Source organism: Ruegeria arenilitoris (genome assembly GCF_013035315.1).
GTDB classification, from domain to species: Bacteria; Pseudomonadota; Alphaproteobacteria; order Rhodobacterales; family Rhodobacteraceae; genus Ruegeria; species Ruegeria arenilitoris_D.
This window is the reverse complement of the sequence record NZ_WQHP01000014.1, coordinates 24,244-45,524: the sequence shown is the minus strand read 5'-3', so window position 1 is coordinate 45,524 and position 21,281 is coordinate 24,244. Positions and strand designations below refer to the sequence as shown.

18 protein-coding genes and 1 pseudogene are annotated in these 21,281 nt (G+C 54.3%); 14 read left to right on the top strand and 5 right to left on the bottom strand.

Annotation, left to right across the window (positions count from 1 at the left end; genetic code table 11):
• Window positions 1-134 precede the first annotated feature (134 nt).
• The 3 genes from GOV53_RS20465 to GOV53_RS20455 all read right to left on the bottom strand — a co-directional run bounded on the left by GOV53_RS20465 (window position 135) and on the right by GOV53_RS20455 (window position 3,237).
• Window positions 135-1,439, bottom strand: coding sequence for a CitMHS family transporter (locus GOV53_RS20465; protein ID WP_170470171.1), 1,305 nt, complete (start codon window positions 1,437-1,439; stop codon window positions 135-137).
• Between the two features lie 210 nt (window positions 1,440-1,649).
• Window positions 1,650-2,270, bottom strand: a complete 621-nt coding sequence (locus GOV53_RS20460) for a DedA family protein (RefSeq protein WP_170470167.1) — start codon at window positions 2,268-2,270, stop codon at window positions 1,650-1,652.
• Window positions 2,271-2,640: 370 nt separating this feature from the next.
• Window positions 2,641-3,237, bottom strand: a complete 597-nt coding sequence (locus GOV53_RS20455; protein WP_170470164.1) for a Crp/Fnr family transcriptional regulator — start codon at window positions 3,235-3,237, stop codon at window positions 2,641-2,643.
• A gap of 44 nt (window positions 3,238-3,281) precedes the next feature.
• Between GOV53_RS20455 and GOV53_RS20450 the strand changes: the two genes are divergently transcribed.
• The 7 genes from GOV53_RS20450 (at window position 3,282) to GOV53_RS20420 (ending at window position 7,883) form a co-directional block, all read left to right on the top strand.
• Complete coding sequence (locus tag GOV53_RS20450; protein WP_170470162.1) at window positions 3,282-3,878, top strand: hypothetical protein; 597 nt, start codon at window positions 3,282-3,284, stop codon at window positions 3,876-3,878.
• A gap of 64 nt (window positions 3,879-3,942) precedes the next feature.
• Window positions 3,943-4,278, top strand: coding sequence for a hypothetical protein (locus GOV53_RS20445; protein WP_170470159.1), 336 nt, complete (start codon window positions 3,943-3,945; stop codon window positions 4,276-4,278).
• Window positions 4,279-4,468: 190 nt separating this feature from the next.
• Window positions 4,469-4,804 carry a DUF411 domain-containing protein gene (locus GOV53_RS20440; protein WP_254439358.1) on the top strand — a complete coding sequence of 112 codons (336 nt, stop codon included), beginning with the start codon at window positions 4,469-4,471 and terminating at the stop codon, window positions 4,802-4,804.
• The gene (locus tag GOV53_RS20435) at window positions 4,804-5,268 is read left to right on the top strand and encodes a c-type cytochrome (protein ID WP_170470153.1); all 465 of its coding nucleotides are present in this window, start codon (window positions 4,804-4,806) and stop codon (window positions 5,266-5,268) included. Before GOV53_RS20440 ends, GOV53_RS20435 begins: the two co-directional genes overlap by 1 nt.
• 12 nt (window positions 5,269-5,280) lie before the next feature.
• On the top strand, window positions 5,281-5,625 hold the full coding sequence (locus GOV53_RS20430) for a copper resistance CopC family protein (RefSeq protein ID WP_170470150.1): 345 nt from the start codon (window positions 5,281-5,283) through the stop codon (window positions 5,623-5,625).
• Entirely contained in the window at window positions 5,622-6,500 is an 879-nt protein-coding gene (locus GOV53_RS20425; protein WP_170470147.1) for a copper resistance D family protein, read from the top strand. The genes GOV53_RS20430 and GOV53_RS20425 overlap by 4 nt, the downstream gene beginning before the upstream one ends.
• Before the next feature lie 147 nt (window positions 6,501-6,647).
• Window positions 6,648-7,883 carry an adenylate/guanylate cyclase domain-containing protein gene (locus GOV53_RS20420; protein WP_170470145.1) on the top strand — a complete coding sequence of 412 codons (1,236 nt, stop codon included), beginning with the start codon at window positions 6,648-6,650 and terminating at the stop codon, window positions 7,881-7,883.
• 106 nt (window positions 7,884-7,989) lie between these two features.
• On the opposite strand, the gene GOV53_RS20415 is transcribed toward GOV53_RS20420, so the two are convergent.
• Window positions 7,990-8,631: a TetR family transcriptional regulator C-terminal domain-containing protein gene (locus GOV53_RS20415; RefSeq protein ID WP_170470142.1), complete on the bottom strand. Its 642-nt coding sequence runs from the start codon at window positions 8,629-8,631 to the stop codon at window positions 7,990-7,992.
• 190 nt (window positions 8,632-8,821) lie between these two features.
• On the opposite strand from GOV53_RS20415, the gene GOV53_RS20410 reads away from it, so the two are divergent.
• The 7 genes from GOV53_RS20410 to GOV53_RS20380 all read left to right on the top strand — a co-directional run bounded on the left by GOV53_RS20410 (window position 8,822) and on the right by GOV53_RS20380 (window position 17,627).
• Window positions 8,822-9,685 (top strand): ABC transporter permease, encoded by an 864-nt coding sequence (locus GOV53_RS20410; RefSeq protein ID WP_170470139.1) that lies wholly within the window; start codon window positions 8,822-8,824, stop codon window positions 9,683-9,685.
• Window positions 9,682-10,476 carry an ABC transporter permease gene (locus GOV53_RS20405; protein WP_170470137.1) on the top strand — a complete coding sequence of 265 codons (795 nt, stop codon included), beginning with the start codon at window positions 9,682-9,684 and terminating at the stop codon, window positions 10,474-10,476. Before GOV53_RS20410 ends, GOV53_RS20405 begins: the two co-directional genes overlap by 4 nt.
• A 20-nt stretch (window positions 10,477-10,496) precedes the next feature.
• Window positions 10,497-11,612, top strand: a complete 1,116-nt coding sequence (locus GOV53_RS20400) for an ABC transporter ATP-binding protein (RefSeq protein WP_170470134.1) — start codon at window positions 10,497-10,499, stop codon at window positions 11,610-11,612.
• Window positions 11,609-12,664, top strand: coding sequence for an extracellular solute-binding protein (locus tag GOV53_RS20395; protein WP_170470131.1), 1,056 nt, complete (start codon window positions 11,609-11,611; stop codon window positions 12,662-12,664). Before GOV53_RS20400 ends, GOV53_RS20395 begins: the two co-directional genes overlap by 4 nt.
• Window positions 12,665-12,758: 94 nt before the next feature.
• Window positions 12,759-14,825, top strand: coding sequence for an FAD-dependent oxidoreductase (locus GOV53_RS20390; RefSeq protein ID WP_170470128.1), 2,067 nt, complete (start codon window positions 12,759-12,761; stop codon window positions 14,823-14,825).
• A gap of 8 nt (window positions 14,826-14,833) precedes the next feature.
• The gene (locus GOV53_RS20385) at window positions 14,834-16,033 is read left to right on the top strand and encodes an aromatic ring-hydroxylating oxygenase subunit alpha (RefSeq protein WP_170470124.1); all 1,200 of its coding nucleotides are present in this window, start codon (window positions 14,834-14,836) and stop codon (window positions 16,031-16,033) included.
• A gap of 25 nt (window positions 16,034-16,058) precedes the next feature.
• Complete coding sequence (locus tag GOV53_RS20380) at window positions 16,059-17,627, top strand: trimethylamine methyltransferase family protein (protein WP_170470121.1); 1,569 nt, start codon at window positions 16,059-16,061, stop codon at window positions 17,625-17,627.
• Window positions 17,628-17,691: 64 nt separating this feature from the next.
• On the opposite strand, the pseudogene GOV53_RS20370 reads toward GOV53_RS20380, so the two are convergent.
• A pseudogene (locus GOV53_RS20370) lies at window positions 17,692-21,213 on the bottom strand (aminotransferase class III-fold pyridoxal phosphate-dependent enzyme).
• Between the last annotated feature and the right edge of the window lie 68 nt (window positions 21,214-21,281).

Here is a 21,281-nt window from a genome sequence, read left to right as displayed (position 1 = left end):
CTATCGCAGCGTATGACTGGGCAAACTATAGCGTAAAGTAGCTGTGAATGGTCGCATTGGGCTGCGACCTGCCAACCACGCGTCTTCCAGAAAACAGTCGTCCCAAGTCTGTTGCTGTGCTTCTTGGATCTGTATCAATACAAACCCAACAAAAAACCGACCCCAAAAACTGCGATTGAGAACAGCCACAACGGGAGCAGCGAGTACCGAATGTGCCGCCCCATGCTTGCACCGGCCAACCCAAGTGCAAGCCAAAGGGCGGGTGAAAACGGGCTGATGAAGGTGCCAATGATATTGCCGATGAGCATCGCATAGACAATGCTTTCGGTTGGTACGCCAGTTGGTTCCACAACTTCTAGCATCACCGGCATCAAACCAAAGTAAAATGCGTCCGTGCTGAGCACCAACTCAAGTGGTGCGCCGATCAGCCCGACCCAAATATGTAATGTTGGTACAACGCTTTCAGGCAAGATCTCGACTAACTGCTCAGCCATGACCCGGAGCATTCCTGTACCGTCCATAAGGCCTAGGAACGCCCCAGCAGCAAAGATAATTGTAGCCATTGTCAGCGCAGAAGGCGCATGCGCTTTCATTCGGTTAATTTGGCTGTCCACGTCGCGGTAATTAACGAGTAGAAGCAAAGAAAGAGAGATCATGAAGAGAAACGCAGGCGGCAGCAAACCCACCACGAGCGCCACGACCGTCGCCAAAAACAATCCACCGTTTACAAAAATGAGTTGAGGGCGTTCCAGAGCCAATTCTTCGTCAGTCACCTTCAAGGCGTATTGTGCCATGCTGCCAGTCGGAGAATCCGTTCCTGTTGCTCGAGACATTATGCGTTTCTCGCGTAGTCCCATGACAACCGCAAATCCCGCCAACAGCACCAACCCGATAATCTGGATGGGTATCAGAGGGTGCCAAAGCACAGTCAGATCAATACCCGAGACAGCAGAAGCTCTGCCCAATGGTCCTGCCCAAGGAAGCATGTTCGCCAGGCCGGCACCCAAGCATAGCATCATCAACATCAAATACCGGTTCATCCCAAGCCCGACGTAAAGTGGTAGCAGGGCCGGAACAGTTAGAAGAAATGTCGTTGCTCCAGCGCCATCCAGATGGGCCAGAGCGCCGACCATTGCTGTTGCAACGGTAATTGCCACCGCGTTGCCCCCGGTCGCCTCGATGATCCAATTGATAATCGGGCGAAAAAGGCCTGTGTCTTGCAAGATGCCGAAGAAGAGTATCGCAAAGATGAACATCGTGGCGACCGGCGCAACTCGAAGTAGACCTGAGTTAAAGAACTCCGACAAATCTGTAGGACCGAAACCCGCCAATAACGCTCCTGCGAGCGGAAATAGTATTAATGCTATGACTGGAGTTACGCGGCCTGTCAGGAGAGACACAACAACGAGTACAATTGTCACCAATCCAATAATTGCCATGTTGCCTCGGGCTCCTTCCAAGCTCGCATTCAGTCAATACGCACGCTCCTTGTACGTCAAGAAAGCTGGGTCGCGTCCGGGACCAGAGTTTCAATCAGGACAACAATATGCTCGAATTCAAGGTTGGATGGGTCCAAAGCGATATGCTTTCAAAGTGATTGGATTTTCGAGAACAGTTGATCAAAAAGCGGAGTGTAGTTTGTTGTCGAGTTAAACGCTTTTGTCTCTGCCAACATGCCTAGCACGGACAAATAGTACAGCCATAAGCAACAAGGTCATTACAACCGCAATGCTGGCTACCATTGCTAAATGGTGAGTCACCCAAGGAAGCAACGAGACATTCTGACCGAGTTTATATGCAAGTGTTGTCCAGAAGCTTACCCAAAGCAGTGATCCGATTGCATTAGCCAGAACAAATGTTTGCCAAGGCATTCCCGTGGCGCCGGCCACGAGACCGTTTAGCTGACGCAGTAAGATAAAGAACCGAGCAACGACAACAACATAAGCACCGAAGCGTTCAGTTGCCTGCTCAGCTTTTTCGTATCTTTCCTGTGTGATCCCTATTTTTGTCCCATATGTGAGAATGACCTTGCGGCCAAATCGGCGACCAATGAAATACGCAACGTTGTCACCTGCCATCGACGCCGCAACTGAGACGATTACCACCAGAAAAATGTTGAGGTCGCCCTGGCTTGCAATAGCGGCGCTGGAAATCAGAACTGTTTCACCGGGAATAGGTAAGCCCAGTGTTTCCAGGAACAATGCGAGAAAGAGTGTCGGAAGCGCAAAGTCCTGTGAAAAAATCGAAAAATACTCATGCACGTGGGACATAGATGGTTTTTGTCTTTGCCTTGTTTACGCTGAATTGAACCTTTCTTTCGCTGCGCAATTGGCTGCATCAATCGAAGCTATTTCACCGCCATGCAGCCGAATGTATAACTCTATTTTCTGAAGGCTAATTGTCTAAGTGGTTAACCTCATCGTTGATGGAATTACTCTAAGGTGCCTACTCACTCGTGATCTACAAAGTAGTAGGCCCCTTTGGGCGTTTTCCAAGCATATTAAGGATCAGTTCGCCCAATGTAACGAAACACTGCGCTATTTTGATCTAAGAACTATATGTTCTAGTTGAAAATAACTGCTTTGGGCTGCCAACAGCCAACCGTGAGCATCTTGGGAAATGGCGACACTGAGCCGATACCTACGATTTAGCTGCGCGACGGCGAGCGTCATTTTTTGCTCGACGCTTCGCCAGCTCACGATATAGCGCGGGGGGCGACACTCCGATCCAATCGGCGACGCGCACCCATTCGCCTTCTTCCGGGGAATCGTACAGTTCGAGATAAGCATCCAGCCGATCTTTCACCTTTCGCAGGCGCATGATTTCAATGCGGGTTCGCAAAACCTGTAGATCTCTCGCTGTTCGTTCAAACGCCCTGATCGAAAGATGATTTGATGAAGCTGCATCCTCTAAGTGCGTCATCAATTCGTCCCTCGGGAGGAAAAAGACCGTTGTCGACATATCGGTTATAGCGTCGCAGTGATAGCGTTCTGCAAATAGAGATGCTTCGGCGACCAGATCACCAGCATTGGCTGTGTGTAGCGTCAAAAGCCCGCCATCTTGCAGCGCTCGCCGAAGGAAGATCCGCCCCTTACGAACCAGAAAAGCCCATTCCACTCTGTCATCCCGCCGAAACAGGGTTTCGCCTTCCACCAGCGTTCGCTTTGGTGCGTTGTCAAAACAATGAAGCCAATGACCCGACATGATTTCTATCATGTTCTGTGTTGCGTCTTCCATGCAATCCCTTCGTGCCAACGCTGTCTCAACCGAGGATTTTAGACATGGCGACCAAGCGTTTCGCACTTCTTGTAGCGATCTTGCCTTCCGTGGCTTTTACTCAGACCCACTCTGGGAACCACAACACGATACCGTCGGCCTATGCGGGTGAAGAAACGCGCCTCATCAAATCTCTGTCGGAACAAGACCTTGAGGAGATCGCGCGTGGTGGCGGATGGGGCCTCGCCCGAGCCGCGGAGCTTAACGGCGTTCCGGGGCCAATGCATCTCCTCGAAATTGCCGATCAAATTGGCCTTACTGAAGAGCAGCGCCACGAAATCGAATTAATCCGCGCGCAGATGCAGGCAGACGCGATACAGGCAGGCGAACACTTTATCGAAATGGAACAGGCGCTTGACTTGGCTTTTCAGCAAGGTGTTCCAACGGCAGAAACTCTTGAACGACTGGTTATGCAAGCGGGCGCGGCGCGAGCAGCCCTGCGCCTCGTCCATCTGAACGCTCACCTGCTGACATTGACGTTGCTGACTGATGCGCAAGTCAGCCAGTATTCAGTCTTACGCGGATACACAGATGATCCATGTTCAATTGTTCCGGACGGACATGATCCAGAGATGTGGCGCACCCACAATGGGTGCAACTAGGATCGAATGTGCCGCGCCATCCTCGTAACTTGTCAAAAGCACATACCGCCAGTAGGTATTTGGTATGTTTCGCTTGCTCCTGTCGATACTTCTTGTTGTTGCCTTCTCTGGCGCATCCGCAGCGTCCGTGAAGCATGGCTTGACCCATGGATCGGATCATTCTGGTCATCATGCTCAAATGGCGGGCGACGATCCGTTGGCGGATGCCGAGAAAGCTGCTGCGGATTGTTGCGACACTACCAGCGGCATGGGTTCAGCATCCTGTTTTGGTGATCTTGTCGCCACGGCGGGGATTTCGCCGATTGCCCCATTGGTGATCTCAGTGGGTGGTGTGATGCACGCTCGCTCCGATTTTTCGGGCCTTGCACTGGGTGTTCCCACCGGTCCTCCGAAAGCCTGAATGGCAACGGGCGCTCGCCCGCATTCCGTTCAATTTTCACATCAAAGGACCGACAGACATGATCACACGTCGTCACTTCACCACACTGTCTGCAACTGCTCTCATCGCGACCGCTCTTCCCGTCCGAGCTGGCACCCCAATGCACGTGCTAAGCTCACCAGGTTGCGGATGTTGTCACGCATGGGCCGACTTGGCTCGCGCACTTAGCTACGCCGTCACCGTTGAGGAACTGACCGATCCCGAAGCACAGAAGTCAGCGCGGGGTATCCCGCTGAACCTCGCATCCTGTCACACCATTGAAGCCGATGGTTATGTCTTTGAAGGCCATGTGCCGTTCGAAACACTGGAAGCCGTGTTGAAGGATCGGCCTGACATCACTGGGCTTGCCGTTCCTGGCATGCCAATGGGCTCTCCTGGTATGGGCGACGATCCGTCCGCCCGTTACGATGTCATTGCATTTGGGGGAGAGGCTGGGGCCGGTACGGTTTACTACCGCGCGGGCACCGCGCAGCCGTTCGACACCTGATGCTAGGGCGCACAACACTCTTGGTTACCGGTGGGCTTGCGCTCGCCGGTTTCGCCGTAGCTTTCGTTCTGGCCCAGCCCTCCGAAGCGGTCGGTCTATTGAGTCCGGATGACGCCAAACTGGTCGCTATTGGCCAAGATATTTACGCGGATCAATGTGCTGCTTGCCACGGTGCGAGCCTTGAAGGACAGCCAAATTGGCAGATGCGCGGCGAGGATGGTTTACTACCGGCACCACCGCATGACGCCACAGGGCACACGTGGCACCACGATGATGAAACACTCTTCACACTGACCAAATTTGGCCTGGCCGGGCTGATGGAGAACGCGCCCGCAACTGGTATGCCGGTCTATGAAGGTGTGCTCAGCGATGACGAAATCATTGCGGTGCTGTCCTTTATCAAATCAACCTGGCCCGATGATCTTCGTGAATACCACAATGAACTGAATGCCCAATCCGAATAGGGGACAACTCGGATGATCAAACAAACTCTTTTCGGTTTGGCCGTAGCAATGGCTCCAATGCTTGCGGCTGCGCATTCGAAGTCCGAAGCAACGACACCGGCTGACGGCGCGACTGTCACGGAAGTGTCGGAGCTTTCCATGCGGTTCGATGATCCGATGCGCATCATTTCGGTTACGCTCACCTCATCCGATGGCGACGTCGAAATTGAACGCGAGACAGGTATGGACCCCGCTACGGAATTCCGGGCTGTGCCGCTGGAAGAGCTCACACCGGGAAGCTACCGCTTCGACTGGCGCGGTATGGCTTCCGACGGTCACCCGATGCAGGGCAGCTTTTCTTTCACGGTCGCTGAGTGACCGGACTGTCCCCTATAGATGGTGTCGTCGTCTTGGCCATTTTGGCGAAGGCACTTGGCTACGGTGCGGCGTTGCTGGCGATGGGTAGCGTCCTGTTCATCGTTTTCTTTTCCAAGCGCGCCGATGCGTCCGTTTTGCGCCTTGCACGTCACCTCGCGGTCGGTGCGGCGCTTCTTGGTCTCGCCGTTCTGGCTTTGCGTTTCGGTGTCAGAGCGGCGCGGATATCCGGAATGGGGTTAGAGGGCGCGACGGACCCAATGATGCTTGGCTTTGTCTGGGACAGTCCACTTGGCACCGCCGCGATTTGGCGAGGAATGGGTGAACTCGCGATATTGGCAATTCTGCTCCCGCGCGTCGGGCAGTGGATCGCTTTGGCGGGCAGCCTTGCCATAGCGATTTCCTTTGCTCAGGTGGGACACTCGCTCGGAGAGCCCAGGGTTGCTCTCGCAATCTTGCTGGTTCTGCATTTACTGGCTGCCGCGTTTTGGGTCGGTGCTCTCCTGCCTTTGCGCAAAGCGGCGCTCACTCCAACTGGGGCCGATCTACTTCACCACTTTGGCAATGTCGCTGCTTACGGAGTTGCCGTCCTGATTGTTGCGGGCGCTGCGCTCGCGTGGTTGCTTTCGGGCTCCGTAGCCGCCTTGTTTGGGACGGCATACGGATTGGGGCTCTTGATCAAGGTCGTGATCGTTTCTGCCCTTCTTGGCCTAGCGGCGCTGAACAAGCTGCAACTTGTTCCGGCTCTCAGGGCTGAGAAGCGTGGCGCGGCCATCGCGCTTCGACGGTCGATTTCAATAGAGATGTTGGCTGTTGTCCTGATCCTGCTTGCAACGGCGACCCTAACCAGTGTGACGACACCTCCCATCAATCTCTGACGGGCAATGATCAGAAGCCGAAACTACAAAGTTCTGCAACGATTTCCGCTTGGGGCTGCGAGCGCAGTGGGAGAATTGAATTTGATGTGTGCCTGAAGTGAATTAGACTGAGAACTAACTGTTCAGATAGCTCATTAAGAGGACATCATGGCAGCTCCTTTAGTCCAAAACTGGGAACTGACCGCCGCCATCCAGGACATAGCAGATTGGCTGGTTCAACAGGGCTTAGAGAATGCGCCGGTGGAGATCTGGCTCGAAGCATTCTGCAAGCGTCTTGTTTCGGCGGGAATTCCACTTCAGAGAGCAAACATCACTGTGCGCGCACATCATCCCGAGATTGGGACAGTCGCTTTCCGCTGGCACAGGCACGGAGAAAATGAGCGAGAAGAGTTTATTCGAAGAACGGATGCACCTGAAGAATACGTTCTGAGCCCGATTTACTATCTTTTGGTAAACAACGTTGAAGAGATTAGACAAGACCTGACGGTCGACGACCCGGAGCTTAATTTTCCTTTGTTTGACGAACTTCGCGAGCGCGGTGCCACAGACTACTTCGCTGTCAAACGGTTCTTCCTCCTTCCAGATAATGCTACACCCGTCGATCCAATGCAGGCCGAGGAAGGCGCCATTATTTCATTGGCAACCGACGCGAGCGGGGGCTTCACAAGCCAGCAACTTGACGGTCTGCGTCAACTAATATCTCCACTTTGCCTAACGCTGAAATGTGGGGCAAACAGGCTGATGGCTGAAGACATAACCGCCGCTTATTTGGGAAAAGACGCCAGTAGGCGCGTTCTTTCCGGGGACATCACCCGAGGTTCATCCGAAACGATTTCAGCTGTGATTTGGTACTTTGATCTACAAGGATTTACCAAATTGTCAGAGGCGCTTCCGGGACATTCAATTATAGATTTGCTAAACGATTACTTCGCGGAAGCTGTTGACGTAGTCGAGCGCCATGGCGGTAATGTTCTGAAGTTCATGGGAGATGGAATGCTCGCCATCTTCGATATCAATCAAGTTTCGGACGCGCGCAGCGTCGCAATTCACGCGGCAGCGGAGTTGCGGGATACTTTTGACGAACTCAACCAACAACGACAAGCGGATGGTTTGCCAACGACCGGTTTCACTCTTTCATTGCACGCTGGCGATGTTCTTTATGGCAACATTGGCGGCAGGTCTCGCTTGGATTTCACAGTGGTCGGCCCAGCAGTAAATGCAACGTCCCGTATTCTGGGCATGTGCAACGCGCTCGATCAGAACATTGTCGTTTCAGACAAGGTGGCGGGCGACTTGCTAGGGTCCATTCCAAGTCTTGTTTCCCTGGGGCAATACAGATTGCGAGGTGTTGCTGAACGGCAGGAGCTGTTCACAATAGACTAACTGCCGCTGTTGAGAAGCTGTTGCAATGGGGTGTTGACCTGCATCAAAGCATAGGTCGCCGGGTTAGTATTAGGTTAGTGGCTAGATGGGAAACCTGTCGCAGACTCTACTCAAACAACAAGGCGCCGCTCAGGTCAAAATGCTCGGGGAACATTGCGCGCAGAAATCGAAAAACAATTCTCATCGCTTCGTCGCGGTCAAATGAATCCGGGTGGAGTAGGTAGTCGGTCCACATACCTTCCAGCATTGCGAGTGTGCCGTGCGTGGCGTCCCTAGCAACTTGATTAGGGTGTTCGGTTCCGTATTCTTTTGCAATTCGAGCGAAGGCGTTAAAAACCAGGTTACGAAGCTTAGCATCGCGGGTATCTGAAAACGCAGCGATTGCTGCTCGGTTTCGGGCCTCACCGCGAAATGCGTACCAAATGGAAACGTTTTTCTTGTTGAGAATGGCCTCACTCAAGTCGCCCCGAACAATCATCTCAATATGTTCCTGTCCGGTTTGCCCGGTCGTTTCCAGCAAAGCATAGATGCCGTCGTAGTATTGCTCGGACGAGTAGCGAGCCGCTTCGTCAACCAAGTTGTCCTTGCCGCCAAAATGAAGGTGAATCATGCCACGAGACAGCTCGGCGCGTTGAATGATTTCGCTGACGGAAGTTTCGGAAATCCCTTTCTCTGCGACCGAGTCGAGTACTGCCTCGATCAGGGAACGGCGGTTTCGCTCGCGTATTTCTTGTCGTCTTCCAGTCATTGGATCAGGCGGCTCTGTTTGTTTTCAGTCTCTTGCGGTGCCTTCTAGCGGCCAGTGTGAAATTGGCCATCCCCAGTTGCGAAATTATAAGTTGACATAACTAGTCCAAAAATTCCAGATTTAAATGGACGATTGTCCATTTTGTGAACGACATGGTCGCGTCACCAAACACGCAGTTCAGCAGGGAAGCATGGCCGGAGTACTACGAAGTGAAACAGGCAAGGGCCTGACACTGAGCGCGCCTGCGACGCTCTATGTCGGCCTGCTTGTCGCCGTGCCGCTTTGCATTCTCGTTGCCTACAGTTTTTGGACTCAGACATATGTCGAGATCGACCGGACCTTGACTTGGGCGAACTACCAAGAGGCATTTACCGATCCATTGGTTCGACACTTAATGATCCGCTCAGTCGCAATTGCAGGCGCGGTGACATTGGCAACGGTTTGCCTGGCCTATCCGATTGCATACTTCATCGCGTTTAGGACACAAAAGAAGACCCTCTGGCTGTTGCTGATCACCATTCCCTTTTGGAGCAGCTACCTTCTACGCGTGTTCAGCTGGAAACTAATTCTTGGCTTCAATGGAGTGTTGAACTCGGCGCTGATTTCACTGGGTTTGATACAAGAACCGCTGACATTCCTGCTCTACAACGAGTTCGCTGTTGTCCTTACGCTCGCCCACGCTTGGGCACCGTTTGCCATCCTGCCGATTTATGTATCGCTGCAAAAGATCGACCGCAGTCTGTTAGAAGCCGCAACCGATCTTGGCTGCAACAAACTTGAAAGGTTCGTTCGCGTGACACTGCCCCTGACGGTGCCGGGGATCATTGCAGCCTGCCTGATCATTTTCATTCCAACAGTGGGTGATTACGTCACGCCGGCCTTAGTCGGTGGATCGCAAGGCAAAATGGTGGCGAACTTGATCCAAGTGCAGTTTGGTGCCGCCAATAACTGGCCGTTGGGTGCAACCCTGTCTCTTCTTGCCATGCTTTCGGTCGGCTGCGTTGCAATCCTGTTCGTGGTGGTCGTCACCGCATTGGGCCGGAGGATCAGATGACCAAGGCATTTCGTTTCTCATGGTTGCTGGTTTATGCGATTGCCTATCTGGTGTTTCTCTACTTGCCGGTTTTGCTATTGCCACTGTTTTCGTTCAACGACGGAACTATCGTAGCCTTCCCACTAAAGGGATTCACGTTGAAGTGGTACGCACAGTTGGGGCAGCAGGACACGCTGCTACAGGCTATGGTGAACTCGTTGATCGTCGGCGGCGTGACTGCCCTGATGGCAACATCTCTGGGTCTCTTCGCAGCTCGCGCCTACGTTCGGTATCGTTTCACGGGGCGTGAGTTGTCTGAGGGACTGGTCATGCTTCCACTGGTCATTCCCGGCATCATCGTGGCCAGTTCGATGCTGGTTCTGTTCATCAGCATCGGCTTGAAACCATCGCTGGCCACCGTGATCCTTGGGCATGTGTTCGTGGCGTTGCCATTTTCCGTGTCGATCATGAAATCTGCGTTTGACGATTTCGACCAGTCCTTGGAGGAGGCTGCATTCGATCTTGGTGAAAGCGTCGTGGGAACGTTTCGGCGTGTTACCCTCCCAATCGTAGCGCCGGGTATTGTCGCCAGCCTTTTGGTAACGTTTACGGTGTCGTTTGACGAGTTCGTCCTGGCCTTTTTCTTATCCGGGAACAGCCCGACATTGCCGGTCTATATCTGGAGCCAGATCCGCTTCCCGGCAAAATTGCCCAACACGTTGGCCCTAGGATCGCTGCTTTTGCTGTCCTCGGTGCTGCTGTTGTTGATCGCCGAATATTTCCGCCGCCGTTCCATACAATCGTCAGATTGAAGCCAAAGGAAACGAATAAGATGAGCGAACAGAACATCATCGAAATTCAGGGCGTCGAAAAACGCTTTGGTTCCTTTGTGGCTGTGTCCGATCTGAACCTGACCTTGAAAGAGGGTGAGTTCTTTTCGCTGCTTGGCCCTTCGGGCTGCGGCAAGACGACGGCTTTGCGCATCATCGCGGGTTTTCAAGATCACGAAGAAGGCGAGATCCGGATCGATGGTCGAACGATGGGAGAGGTGCCTGCCAACAAGCGTCCCACCAATATGGTGTTCCAAAGTTATGCGATCTTTCCGCACCTGAATGTCGGCGACAATGTTGGCTTCGGATTACGCAAGACCAAGCTTTCGCGGAAGGAAATTAAAGAACGCGTTGCCGAGGCGCTTGAGATGGTTGAACTGGGCGGCCTGCAGGACCGTAAGGCCAACGAGTTGTCGGGAGGTCAGCGGCAACGAGTAGCGCTCGCCCGCGCGCTCGTCATGCGACCCAAGGTTTTACTGCTAGATGAGCCTTTATCTGCGTTGGACAAAAATCTGCGCGAAGCGATGCAATTGGAAATGCGCCGTCTTCAGCAGAAGCTTGGAATAACTTTTGTAATGGTCACGCATGACCAATACGAGGCGATGACTATGTCCGACCGTATAGGCGTTATGTTTGCGGGGCAGCTCAAGCAGGTGGATAAGCCAGAGGTCCTGTATTCCCAACCGTGTAACCGGGAAGTGGCTTCTTTCATCGGTGGAATGAACTTTCTGGATGCCGAAGTGACTGCAGAGAATGCTGAAACGCTTGAAGTCAACGTTAAGGGCTTAGGGAAGATGGAAATCGGGGTGAACCCCAACGTCCAGGTGCATGACAAGGAACTTCTTGTCGGCGTTCGTCCTGAGCAATTGGAAATCAGTGCGGAAAAGCCGGATGGGTACGATGCTCTTGTTCAGGGCGTGGTTTCGGACGTCGCCTTTTATGGAGAGAGTGTCCACTACTATGTGCGCGTCGATGGTCTGAAAGACAGTATCGCCGTCGCAGTACCAAACTACTTTCACACGGTCGATCACACGCGCGGCGATACCGTCTGGCTTGGCGTTCAAAGCGCCTCGGTGATTGACTTGGGTAAACGTGAATATTTGGGAGGAGACAAATGAGTAAAACAGCATCACTTATTGCAGCAGTAGTTGCCACCTTTGCCGCCAGCCAAGCTCTGGCGAACGCCGCTGATCTGACCGTTTTTGACTGGTCCGGATATGAGGATCAGGGTTTCTACGGCGACTATGTCGAAAAGTACGGCGGCGCGCCTAGCTACACCTATTTTGGCAGCGTGGAAGAAGCGTTCACAAAGCTTCAGTCCGGTTTTGAAGCTGATTTGGCCCATCCCTGCACGGATGCCCTGAGAAAGTGGGTAGCGGCAGACATGATCAAGCCGATTGACACCAGCAAGCTGGAAAACTGGGACAAGCTGATGCCCAAGATCAAAGAGGTCGATGGCATCACCATTGATGGGCAGACCTACATGGTTCCGTTCGAATGGGGCAATACTGGTCTTATCTATCGAACCGATATGATTTCGGCAGATGATGTTTCGCTGCAATTGCTTGCCGATCCTGCATATCAGGGCAAAGTCGCCATTCCGGACGCCGCTTCCAGTGCCTTTGCAATGGCGGCATTGGCAACTGGCGCCTCCAGCTATACCGATATGAGTGACGAGGAATTCCAAAAAGCGGCGGACTACCTGCGCGCGATTCATCCGAACGTGCGCTTTTATTGGTCTGACGCCGGCCAACTGGATCAGGCAATTGCCAGCGGTGAGGTCACGCTGGGTTGGGGATGGAACCAATCGGAACTGAACCTGATCTGGAACGAAACGCCAGCGGTCATGATGCGTGATGTAGACAAAGGTATCGCGACTTGGGTCTGCGGTTATGTGCATCTGAAATCTGCCAAGCAGTCGGATGAGCAAGTCTATGACATGCTGAACGCGCTCAGCTCTGCGGCAAGCGGTAAATACATTATTGAAAGCTGGGGTTACGCCCACGCCAACGAAGACGCTTTTGCACAGGCAGACCCAGAGCTGATCGAAACCTACGGGTTTTCGGATGTGGACAGCTTCTTTGAAGGCAGCCTGTTCTTTGACGCTGTTAACCCCGAGTTGGAGGCCAAGATGTTGAAGGAATTCGAGCGCATCAAAGCTGGCTTCTAAGGGCACTCTTACAACACAGCCGGGAATGGTGGGGACGTAGAAGTCCTTCCATTCCCACGAACCAATTTCCAATTTACTTGGAGGAAGCGCGGCAATGTCAGGCGCTGACGAATATTCTGTTCTCTTCGAACCGGTCAAGATCGGGCCAGTAACGGCTCGAAACCGGTTCTACCAGGTGCCCCACTGCAATGGTTTGGGTCATTTGCGACCTCAGGCCGAAGCTGCCATGCGGGCGATGAAAGCCGAGGGCGGTTGGGCGGTGGTGTCCACTCAGGAGGCCGAGATTCATCCGACTTCGGATTTGTCTCCTTATTCTGAAAACCGAATTTGGGACGATCAGGATATTCCTGCACTGCGTCTGATAACCAACTCAATTCATGAGAAGGGCTCGCTCGCGGCAATCCAATTGGCGCATAACGGGCACCATGCCCAAAACCACCTGACCCGAGCGCCTCTGCTGGCCCCATCAGAACTTGTCTTGCAGACTCCATACCCGAAACAGGCAAGGGCAATGGACAAGGCTGACATTCGAGAATTTCGCAAGTGGCATCGCGCGGCGGCTCGTCGCTCGCGCGAAGCCGGGTTCGACATTGTGTATGTCTATGCGGGGCATCACATGACATTGCCTCATCATTTTCTGCTGCCACAGTTCAATGATCGGACGGATGAATATGGAGGTTCGTTGGAGAACCGGGTGCGACTGACTCGCGAGCTTCTGGAAGAAACCAAGGAAGAGGTTGGAGATGATTGCGCCATTGCCCTTCGGTTTGCGGTTGATGAAATGCTCGGGTCAGAGGGGATGCAAGCGCAGGAAGAAGGCCGTGCAGTAGTCGAATTGCTGGCCCAGCTTCCAGACCTTTGGGATGTTAATGTGGCGGATTGGAGCAACGACTCTGCGACGACTCGGTTCGAGCCCCGCGACGGCTTTCAGACCTCATATATCGAGTTCGTGAAACAGGTGACTTCTAAGCCTGTTGTGGGCGTCGGGCGTCTTACGTCGCCGGACTTGATGGCGTCACTGGTCAGGAAGGGCATCCTTGATTTTATCGGCGCGGCGCGACCATCCATCGCCGATCCGTTTCTGCCCAACAAAATTAGGGAAGATCGCATCGAAGAAATACGTGAATGTATCGGTTGCAATATCTGTGTTTCATCCGACTCTCTAGGCGTCCCAATACGCTGCACCCAAAACCCGACTATGGGTGAAGAGTGGCGGAGGAAATGGCATCCTGAGATCATTGAGCGTCGGGTAAACGAGGAAGCCGCGCTTGTTGTCGGCAGCGGACCAGCCGGACTTGAATGCGCCATGCAATTGGCGCGGCGGGGCTACGAGGTAACTCTGGCGGAAGCAAAGCAAGAGTTCGGCGGCCGTGTGATGCAGGAAGCTGCCCTGACCGGGCTATCCGCTTGGAAGCGCGTGTCAGATCACAGAATCTACGACCTGCAACAACGCGGGAACGTTCTACTGTTCACCGACAGCCGTTTGTCAGCCAGTGAGGTCATCGAGTTGGGTATACCGAACGTCTTTGTTGCAACCGGCGCAAAATGGCGGCGAGACGGGCGCGGGAAATCTGCATTTCACGGTGCACCAATCGGTTTAGGTTCTCAGATTTTCACTCCGGATGACATTGTGGCCGGAGTCATGCCGCAGGACGGCCCGATTGTGGTCTACGATGATGATCAAGCCTATCTCGGTGGAGTCTTGGCTGATCATTTGGCTCAGGTTGGGCGAGAGGTTGTCTTTGTAACGCCGGCCTCAATAGTTTCGCCGTTTACCGAATTGACGTTGGAGCAGACTAAAGTGCAACGCAGTCTGTTGGAAAAAGGCGTTCGTCTGAACCTGTCCCAGACCTTGGCCGGTGTCGCGCCCGGCCAGGCGACATTGCAGTGCGTCTACACGGGGCGAGAGAACTCCATTGAATGCAGCTCCGTGGTACTGGTGACGCAGCGAATGCGAGAAACCACTCTTTACGACGAGCTTTGCGGTTTGACAGCAAGTCCGTTGAAAACGTTGGAATTAATCGGAGATGCCGCAAACCCCGGCTTGATCGCGGATGCTGTATATTCGGGTCACATGGCTGCCCGGAATTTCGAACGTAACGCGGACGACATCGACCGTGAGTTCTTCCGCCGGGAAGTCATTTCCCTTGAATCTGCATGAGGTGCGCAATGCCAAAAGATGACCTGCAAGTAATGCGCGATTTGATGGACGCGCAACAGGAAGGGTTCGCCCTGCCTCGTCACTTCTATACGTCTCAAGCAGTATACGAGAACGATATAGGCGCGTTCTGGAACCGTAACTGGATCTGGGTCGGCCATGTTAGTCAGGTCGCAGAACCGGGGGACTATTTCCTGTTCGACTATGGGCCCGAGTCCATCATCATCGTTCGGGATCGCGAAGGTGAGGTGCGCGCGCATCTGAACGTTTGCCGCCACCGGGGATCGCGGGTTTGCATTGAACGGAAAGGCAAGGCACGCAATTTCATCTGCCCCTATCATGCGTGGACTTTTGATCTGAACGGCAAGCTACGAAACGGGCGTTCAATGGGGTCGAATTTCGACCCGGGCCAATACGGATTGTTCCCGGTTCAGGTGAAGATATTCCAAGGTCTGATTTTTGTCTGCGCAGCTGAAGACGCCCCGCCGCTAGATGCTGCGTTGGTGCAGTTGGCCCCACTGTCAAAACCGTTCGAATTTGAAAACCTGAAGGTCGCTCATGAAGCCTCATACCCGGTTCCAGCAAATTGGAAACTGGCGTTGGAGAATTATCTGGAATGCTACCACTGCGCGCCGTCTCATCAGGACTATTCGCGCAGCCATTCGTTGAAAGACCCCGCTCAGGTTCTGGAGTTCAGCGGCGCACTTCATGAGCGGATGAAAGAAGCCGGAGTGCCCGTTGAGGAGCTGGACCTGACCGGAGATAACGCGCTCGCCCCGGGCGCAGACGTCTATTGGCGCCGCTATCCGCTGTTTCCAGGCTATTTGACCGGTAGCAAGGATGGCGCTTCGTTGGCGCCGCCTTTGGGTGAACTGAAAGGTCACGATGGCGGTGCCACCGATCTGGGGATCGGCACACTGAACTATTTCCTCGTTTATGCAGATCACATGGTTGGCTACCGGTTCGTCCCGCGCGCCATGCAGGAAACGGATATTCAGATCGTCTGGTATGTGCGCGGCGACGCACAAGAGGGTCGTGACTACGATAAGGACGCGTTGACATGGCTCTGGCATGTCACGTCGCTCGATGATGAGCGGATCATCCGTCATAACCAAGAGGGCGTGAACTCCCACCACTTCGTGCCGGGACCGCTGTCCGAGATGGAATGGAGCATTCCAAGCTTCTACCGCAATTATTTCAGCATGATCTGACACGCTCAGAATTCGGAGAAATACTATGAAAGAATTAACGAAGCGCAGATCACGACGGCGCGGGGGCGGGCGTGAAGCACGAGCCGCAGTGCGGAACAGTAGCGCAGCTTCGCAGGCAATCTGGCCAGGCATTTCTGGTGGGCGATACAGGCCACTTTCAGAGGCGGACATGTCGCGCATTCACGAGGCCGCCCTTAGCATTCTGGAGCGTACGGGCGTCGGTGATCCAACGCAGGAAGTTCTCGATCTCGTGTTGCCTAAAGGGGCGACGGTGAACGAGCATGGTAGGCTGTGCTTTCCTCGCGCGTTGATGGAAGATCTTTTGGCTAAGGCTGCCAGCGAGTTCTATGTCCATGCACGCGGATCGCGGGCCGGTAAGGATGACATGCACTGCACCAAAGACAAGGTGTACTATGCGAACTCAGGCACCGCTGTGACAACGTTTGATGCGGAAACTTGCAGTTACCGGCCGTCGACGCTCAAAGACATTTACGATTTCACCCGTCTGGTTGACCGGCTCGACAACATTCACATGACCGGTGATACGGTTTTGGCGACGGATGTACCGCAGGACTACGAGCATGACATGAGCATGCTCTACGCCATTCTGGCGGGCAGTGAGAAACCATCCTGCCTGACATTCCGCACGCGCGAACACATACAAGACGCCATTCAACTATTCGATCTGGCATCGGGCGGGGAAGGCAAGTTCCTTGAAAAGCCCTCTGTGATTTTTGGTGGCTGTCCCATCGTTTCACCGCTCCGTTTTGGGCGGGAAAATCTGGAAATCCTGATTGATACAGCGAAGATGGGGCTTGTCTGCGATCTGGCCGTCCCGCCGCAAGCTGGGGCTACGTCTCCTGCGCCCTTGGCTGGTACGCTCGCGCAGGCGGTGGCAGAGACCTTGTCATGTGTGGCCATCGCCAATTTGATCAATCCGGGGACTCCGGTCGTCTTTGCGGCTTGGCCATTTATTACTGACCTGCGCACTGGTTCATTTACAGGTGGCAGTGGTGAGCAGGCGTTGATCTCGGCGGCGGCGATCCAGATGGGCAATTTTTACAATCTGCCGACCAGCGTCGGTTGCGGCATGACGGATTCCAAGATCCCTGACGCACAGTATGGTCTGGAAAAGGCGTTAACTTTCGCATTGGCGGCCCATGCCGGGGCCAACAGGCTCTGCGAATTTGGTGGTATGCTCGGCAGCCTGATGGGTTGCAGCTTTGAGTCAATGGTCATCGACAACGAGGCAGCGGGCATGATCTCACGAAGCCTACGTGGTATCGAGGTGAGCGACGACACGCTGTCGGTCGACGTCATCCACGAATGTGCAATTGAGCCTGGGCATTTCCTCGGCAACACGCAGACCTTGCAATACATGGAGACTGAGTATGTCTATCCAACCCTTATGGATCGAGAGCTAACCGATACTTGGGAAAGAGCCGGTCGCCGGGATATGCTTGAACGGAGCCGATCAGTCGTGAACGATATTCTATCCAGTCACTATCCAAACTATTTTGGCAGCAAGGCGGATGCGGAGGTTCGGTCCAAATTCCCGATCAAATTGCCACCAGAGGTGATGCGGGCAGGGTAAACGCAGCGCACTTAAGCAAAGGCATCGCAACCATGGAAACTGCGATGGCGCGCCGAGGTAGTTCCTAAGGTTTAAACGTACGCTGCTGCTTTAGGTCTTCGGTTGCCAGCCGGATACCTTTTTCAAGGATGTCGAACATCTGGCTCAACTCACCTTCCGTAATGATCAGAGGTGGGGAAAACACGCACATGTTGATAATCGGCCGCAGGATCAGCCCGTTCTCCTGACAATGATGATCAATCAGGGCGCCGACAGATTTATCTAGGTCCAGTGCATTATCTGCTTTTGCGTCTGCAACACATTCGACGCAGCCAACGAGCCCCATGCCGCGCGCATCACCGACGAGCGGCAAATCTGCCAGAGCCTGGAGGCGCTCTTCGAAGAGCGGCGTGATTGCACGGACATGTTCCAGAACGCCGTCGCGCTCCATGATTTCAATCGTCTTCAGGCCTGCCGCCGCGCTTACTGGATGGCCTGAGTAAGTGAAGCCGTTTGAAAACGTAGCGTTCTGTGCATTGTTTCCGCTTACATCTGCAATCAGCCGGTCAGAGATGATACAAGCCCCCATGGGTACCTACCCAGACGTCATGCCTTTGGCGCAGGTTATGATGTCGGGCTTAATCCCAAAGACGTCTTCGGATGCAAACCAATGCCCAAGTCGCCCGAACCCGGTGACGACCTCGTCTGAAATGTAAAGGACATCGTACTTCCGGCAGATTTCAAGACAGCGCTGATGATACCCCCGCGGCGGCACGATGACGCCTCCAGAGCACAGGATCGGTTCTGCGATGAAAGCGGCGACTTTGTCTGCTCCAGTCTGCAGGATCATGTTTTCCAGATCCGCTGTTTTCTCGTCCAGAAAATCGTCGAACGTCTGATCGGAGCGACGTGTATACGGATTCACATTCGGTAGGAAACGCGTCAGGTGACTCGCCTGGTCCAGCCAACCTTTGTCGCGCTCTTTTCCGGACACTGACGCCGCCAGATAAGTCGACCCGTGATATGCTTTCTGGCGCGAAATCACGATTTTCTTTTGAGGTTTTCCCAGCAGGTTATTGCGGAACTGTACAAACCGCAGCGCACTATCCACGGCCGTTGAACCACCGGTCGTGAAGAACACATGGTTCAAATCGCCCGGCGTTCTCTTGGCGATTTCATGTGCCAAACGGGCCGGAGTTGAGTTGGCGTTGTTGAAGGGCGAAAAATACGCCATCTCTTTCGCCTGCTGAGCCATCGCATCGGCAATCTCGGTGTTTCCGTAGCGGGTCGAAGTGCCGAACTTCTCGGATGGCTCGACCGCAAACACCTTTGCACGAGTTGTGCGCACCGCGTATGGATCAAGCTGTGTCACTTCATGCCCGCTGGGGTGATCGGAGTAAACCGAGAAAGAGTAGCTGCCATTTTCAGTGCCCGGCGTGCCATCCGCCTCACGTGAATTCCTCGCACGCAAAGCGTCCAGGTTTTCGCAGATTGCCACGCCGATATCGGCCGCGTTCAACTTTTCCACCCAATCCGACGCTGGTAGGACTTGGAACGCGGTCGCCAGATAGGCCGCACGGTCTTCTTCTGGCAGATCAGGCAGATCCTCCAAGCCTTCGACATTTCGAAACCGCGGCAGGTCGGCTTCGTAAGCGCTGAGCAGCACATAACGACCGGACGCGGTACTATAGAACCGGCTCAGTGCATCATAGCCGTTAGCCTCGGGGCCCGAGGGTTCGTCAAACAACCCACGGCCCTTGTAGTCAAAGGCAAAGGGGATTTGCAAAAGGCCGCTGTTGGCATTGAGCGAGGTGCGCCCGCGCCCAATTCGACCGAAGCGGTGTTTCTGATAAAGTGCTGCAGCCACTCCAAGCGCACCACCAAATCCGCACATGACGTCGATCGTGCCCACATGGGCGTGTTCCTCTGGTCGGTCCATGGCACCGCCAAAGCGCAGCATGATGCCGGTTGTGGCTTGAACCAGGTCATCATAGCCGATGTAATCGGTACGCGTGCCACGACGCACTCCGCTGAAGCAGTCGAGTTTGCAGAACAGTGCACCAGGGTTGATCTTACGCAGATTGTCAGCATCAAGACCCATTTTCTTGATCTGATTGTCGGGTGCGTTCCAAACGATAACATCGACGGATTTCACGAGGTCTTCGAAAACACGCCGTCCGTGATGCGAGGTGATGTCTGCCAGAATGGAGCGCTTGCCGCGCATCTGCGACATGCCATAGATCACCGTGTTCCAACTGTCATACATCGGCACGGACGGATCGAGCTTGATCACTTCGGCCCCGAAGCGCGCCAGATAACTGGCCGAATGTGGGCCCGCGATCACATTGCATAGGTCCAGAACCCGTACGCCCGACAGCCAGCCTTCTTTGGCTGTTTCTTCAGTGGGTTCCGGGATCTCGGTGCGGTGTTTTTTCAGTAGTTTTAGCGCTTCGTCGAAGTCGACCCATCGCCGGGGCTCAGGGTTCAGGGCTTCTTCACCGCTCTCTTCCATCCAGACAACCGGGCCAGGCTGAGTCATATCACCATAGATCGGGTCATGTACGTCGATCATCAGCCCCGAGGTCTCGGCGTATTCGTCGTGAATCCACTCCTGCAGCCAGCGCTGCGGCGCGCCGGGGATCAGGCCTCGGCCGAACATCTTCTTCCACTCGTGCGATGTACGGGTCATGAAGACCTCTTTCATTCGCGCGGCGATCTTGTCGGCCCAGAATTTTGGCATCGGATAGACACCCAGTGAGGTGTCGTGCGTCCACTCCGACCAAGGTTTGTAGGTGTCCTCTTCGGATGTTAACCCGTCCGCGACCAACTCGTCATATATGCCGAGTACTTCCAAGCAGCGGCGGGCGTGGTTCTTGTGGCTGGGGCAGACGACGTAGAACATGCGCCCGTCCTTGCACATGTAGCTGCGGAAGAACGGGTCCAGCAGTTCCTGCAGATCGTCATACGCAACATTCATCGGCAGGCCTTCGATTCGCCGACGTTCGATCTCGACCTCGCGCTGGGTAAGGTAGCGCTCGGGCATGTTTTCAACTTTGATCGAGTTGTAGCAAAGCCCTTCCATCACGGCAGCGGCCAGCGGAACTTCGATTTGGTCGCCAAGGCCTGTTACCTGTCGGGATTGCAACGCCAGCACGGTAGCTGAGGCAGCGATCTGCGAGGCGTAAGCCGAGGCGAGTGGCAACGGTGAGAAAGAAGGGTTCAACCCCATCAGTACCCAGTTCAGCCCCATGTCCGTGAACACGCCCGAACTTGCCGCGACGATGCTTTCATAGGCGCGCAATTCGCGCCGCTCTTCGTCGTTCGAAGCAAAACCGGGGATCGAGATCGTGATCAATTCAGGCCGTTGGTCGCGCAGGGCGGCAAAGTCTATTCCCAGTGCGGTCAATTTTTCCGGCCGGAAATTCTCGACAAGGATGTCGGCCTCGGCACAAAGCGCGAGGGCCTTTTCCAACCCCTTCGAGGTCTTCAGGTCAAGTTTAACGATCACCTTGTTGCGGTTCAGTGCCGCATTTGCCGGGCTGTCCCACATCGGACCTTCGGGTGGATCTATGCGCACCACGGTGGCCCCCAGGTCACCCAGCAACATCGCGACAGCGGGACCTGCGATGTACTGACCAAAATCGACGACCTTCACGCCGGTCAGCGGAAGATTGG

Coding starts and splice junctions, on each gene's coding strand:
- GOV53_RS20450 (WP_170470162.1), top strand. CDS start 3,282: ATGGCGACCAAGCGTTTCGCACTTCTTGTAGCGATCTTGCCTTCCGTG.
- GOV53_RS20460 (WP_170470167.1), bottom strand. CDS start 2,270: ATGTCCCACGTGCATGAGTATTTTTCGATTTTTTCACAGGACTTTGCG.
- GOV53_RS20385 (WP_170470124.1), top strand. CDS start 14,834: ATGCCAAAAGATGACCTGCAAGTAATGCGCGATTTGATGGACGCGCAA.
- GOV53_RS20435 (WP_170470153.1), top strand. CDS start 4,804: ATGCTAGGGCGCACAACACTCTTGGTTACCGGTGGGCTTGCGCTCGCC.
- GOV53_RS20455 (WP_170470164.1), bottom strand. CDS start 3,237: ATGGAAGACGCAACACAGAACATGATAGAAATCATGTCGGGTCATTGG.
- GOV53_RS20400 (WP_170470134.1), top strand. CDS start 10,497: ATGAGCGAACAGAACATCATCGAAATTCAGGGCGTCGAAAAACGCTTT.
- GOV53_RS20430 (WP_170470150.1), top strand. CDS start 5,281: ATGATCAAACAAACTCTTTTCGGTTTGGCCGTAGCAATGGCTCCAATG.
- GOV53_RS20420 (WP_170470145.1), top strand. CDS start 6,648: ATGGCAGCTCCTTTAGTCCAAAACTGGGAACTGACCGCCGCCATCCAG.
- GOV53_RS20395 (WP_170470131.1), top strand. CDS start 11,609: ATGAGTAAAACAGCATCACTTATTGCAGCAGTAGTTGCCACCTTTGCC.
- GOV53_RS20465 (WP_170470171.1), bottom strand. CDS start 1,439: ATGGCAATTATTGGATTGGTGACAATTGTACTCGTTGTTGTGTCTCTC.
- GOV53_RS20410 (WP_170470139.1), top strand. CDS start 8,822: ATGGCCGGAGTACTACGAAGTGAAACAGGCAAGGGCCTGACACTGAGC.
- GOV53_RS20415 (WP_170470142.1), bottom strand. CDS start 8,631: ATGACTGGAAGACGACAAGAAATACGCGAGCGAAACCGCCGTTCCCTG.
- GOV53_RS20390 (WP_170470128.1), top strand. CDS start 12,759: ATGTCAGGCGCTGACGAATATTCTGTTCTCTTCGAACCGGTCAAGATC.
- GOV53_RS20405 (WP_170470137.1), top strand. CDS start 9,682: ATGACCAAGGCATTTCGTTTCTCATGGTTGCTGGTTTATGCGATTGCC.
- GOV53_RS20445 (WP_170470159.1), top strand. CDS start 3,943: ATGTTTCGCTTGCTCCTGTCGATACTTCTTGTTGTTGCCTTCTCTGGC.
- GOV53_RS20380 (WP_170470121.1), top strand. CDS start 16,059: ATGAAAGAATTAACGAAGCGCAGATCACGACGGCGCGGGGGCGGGCGT.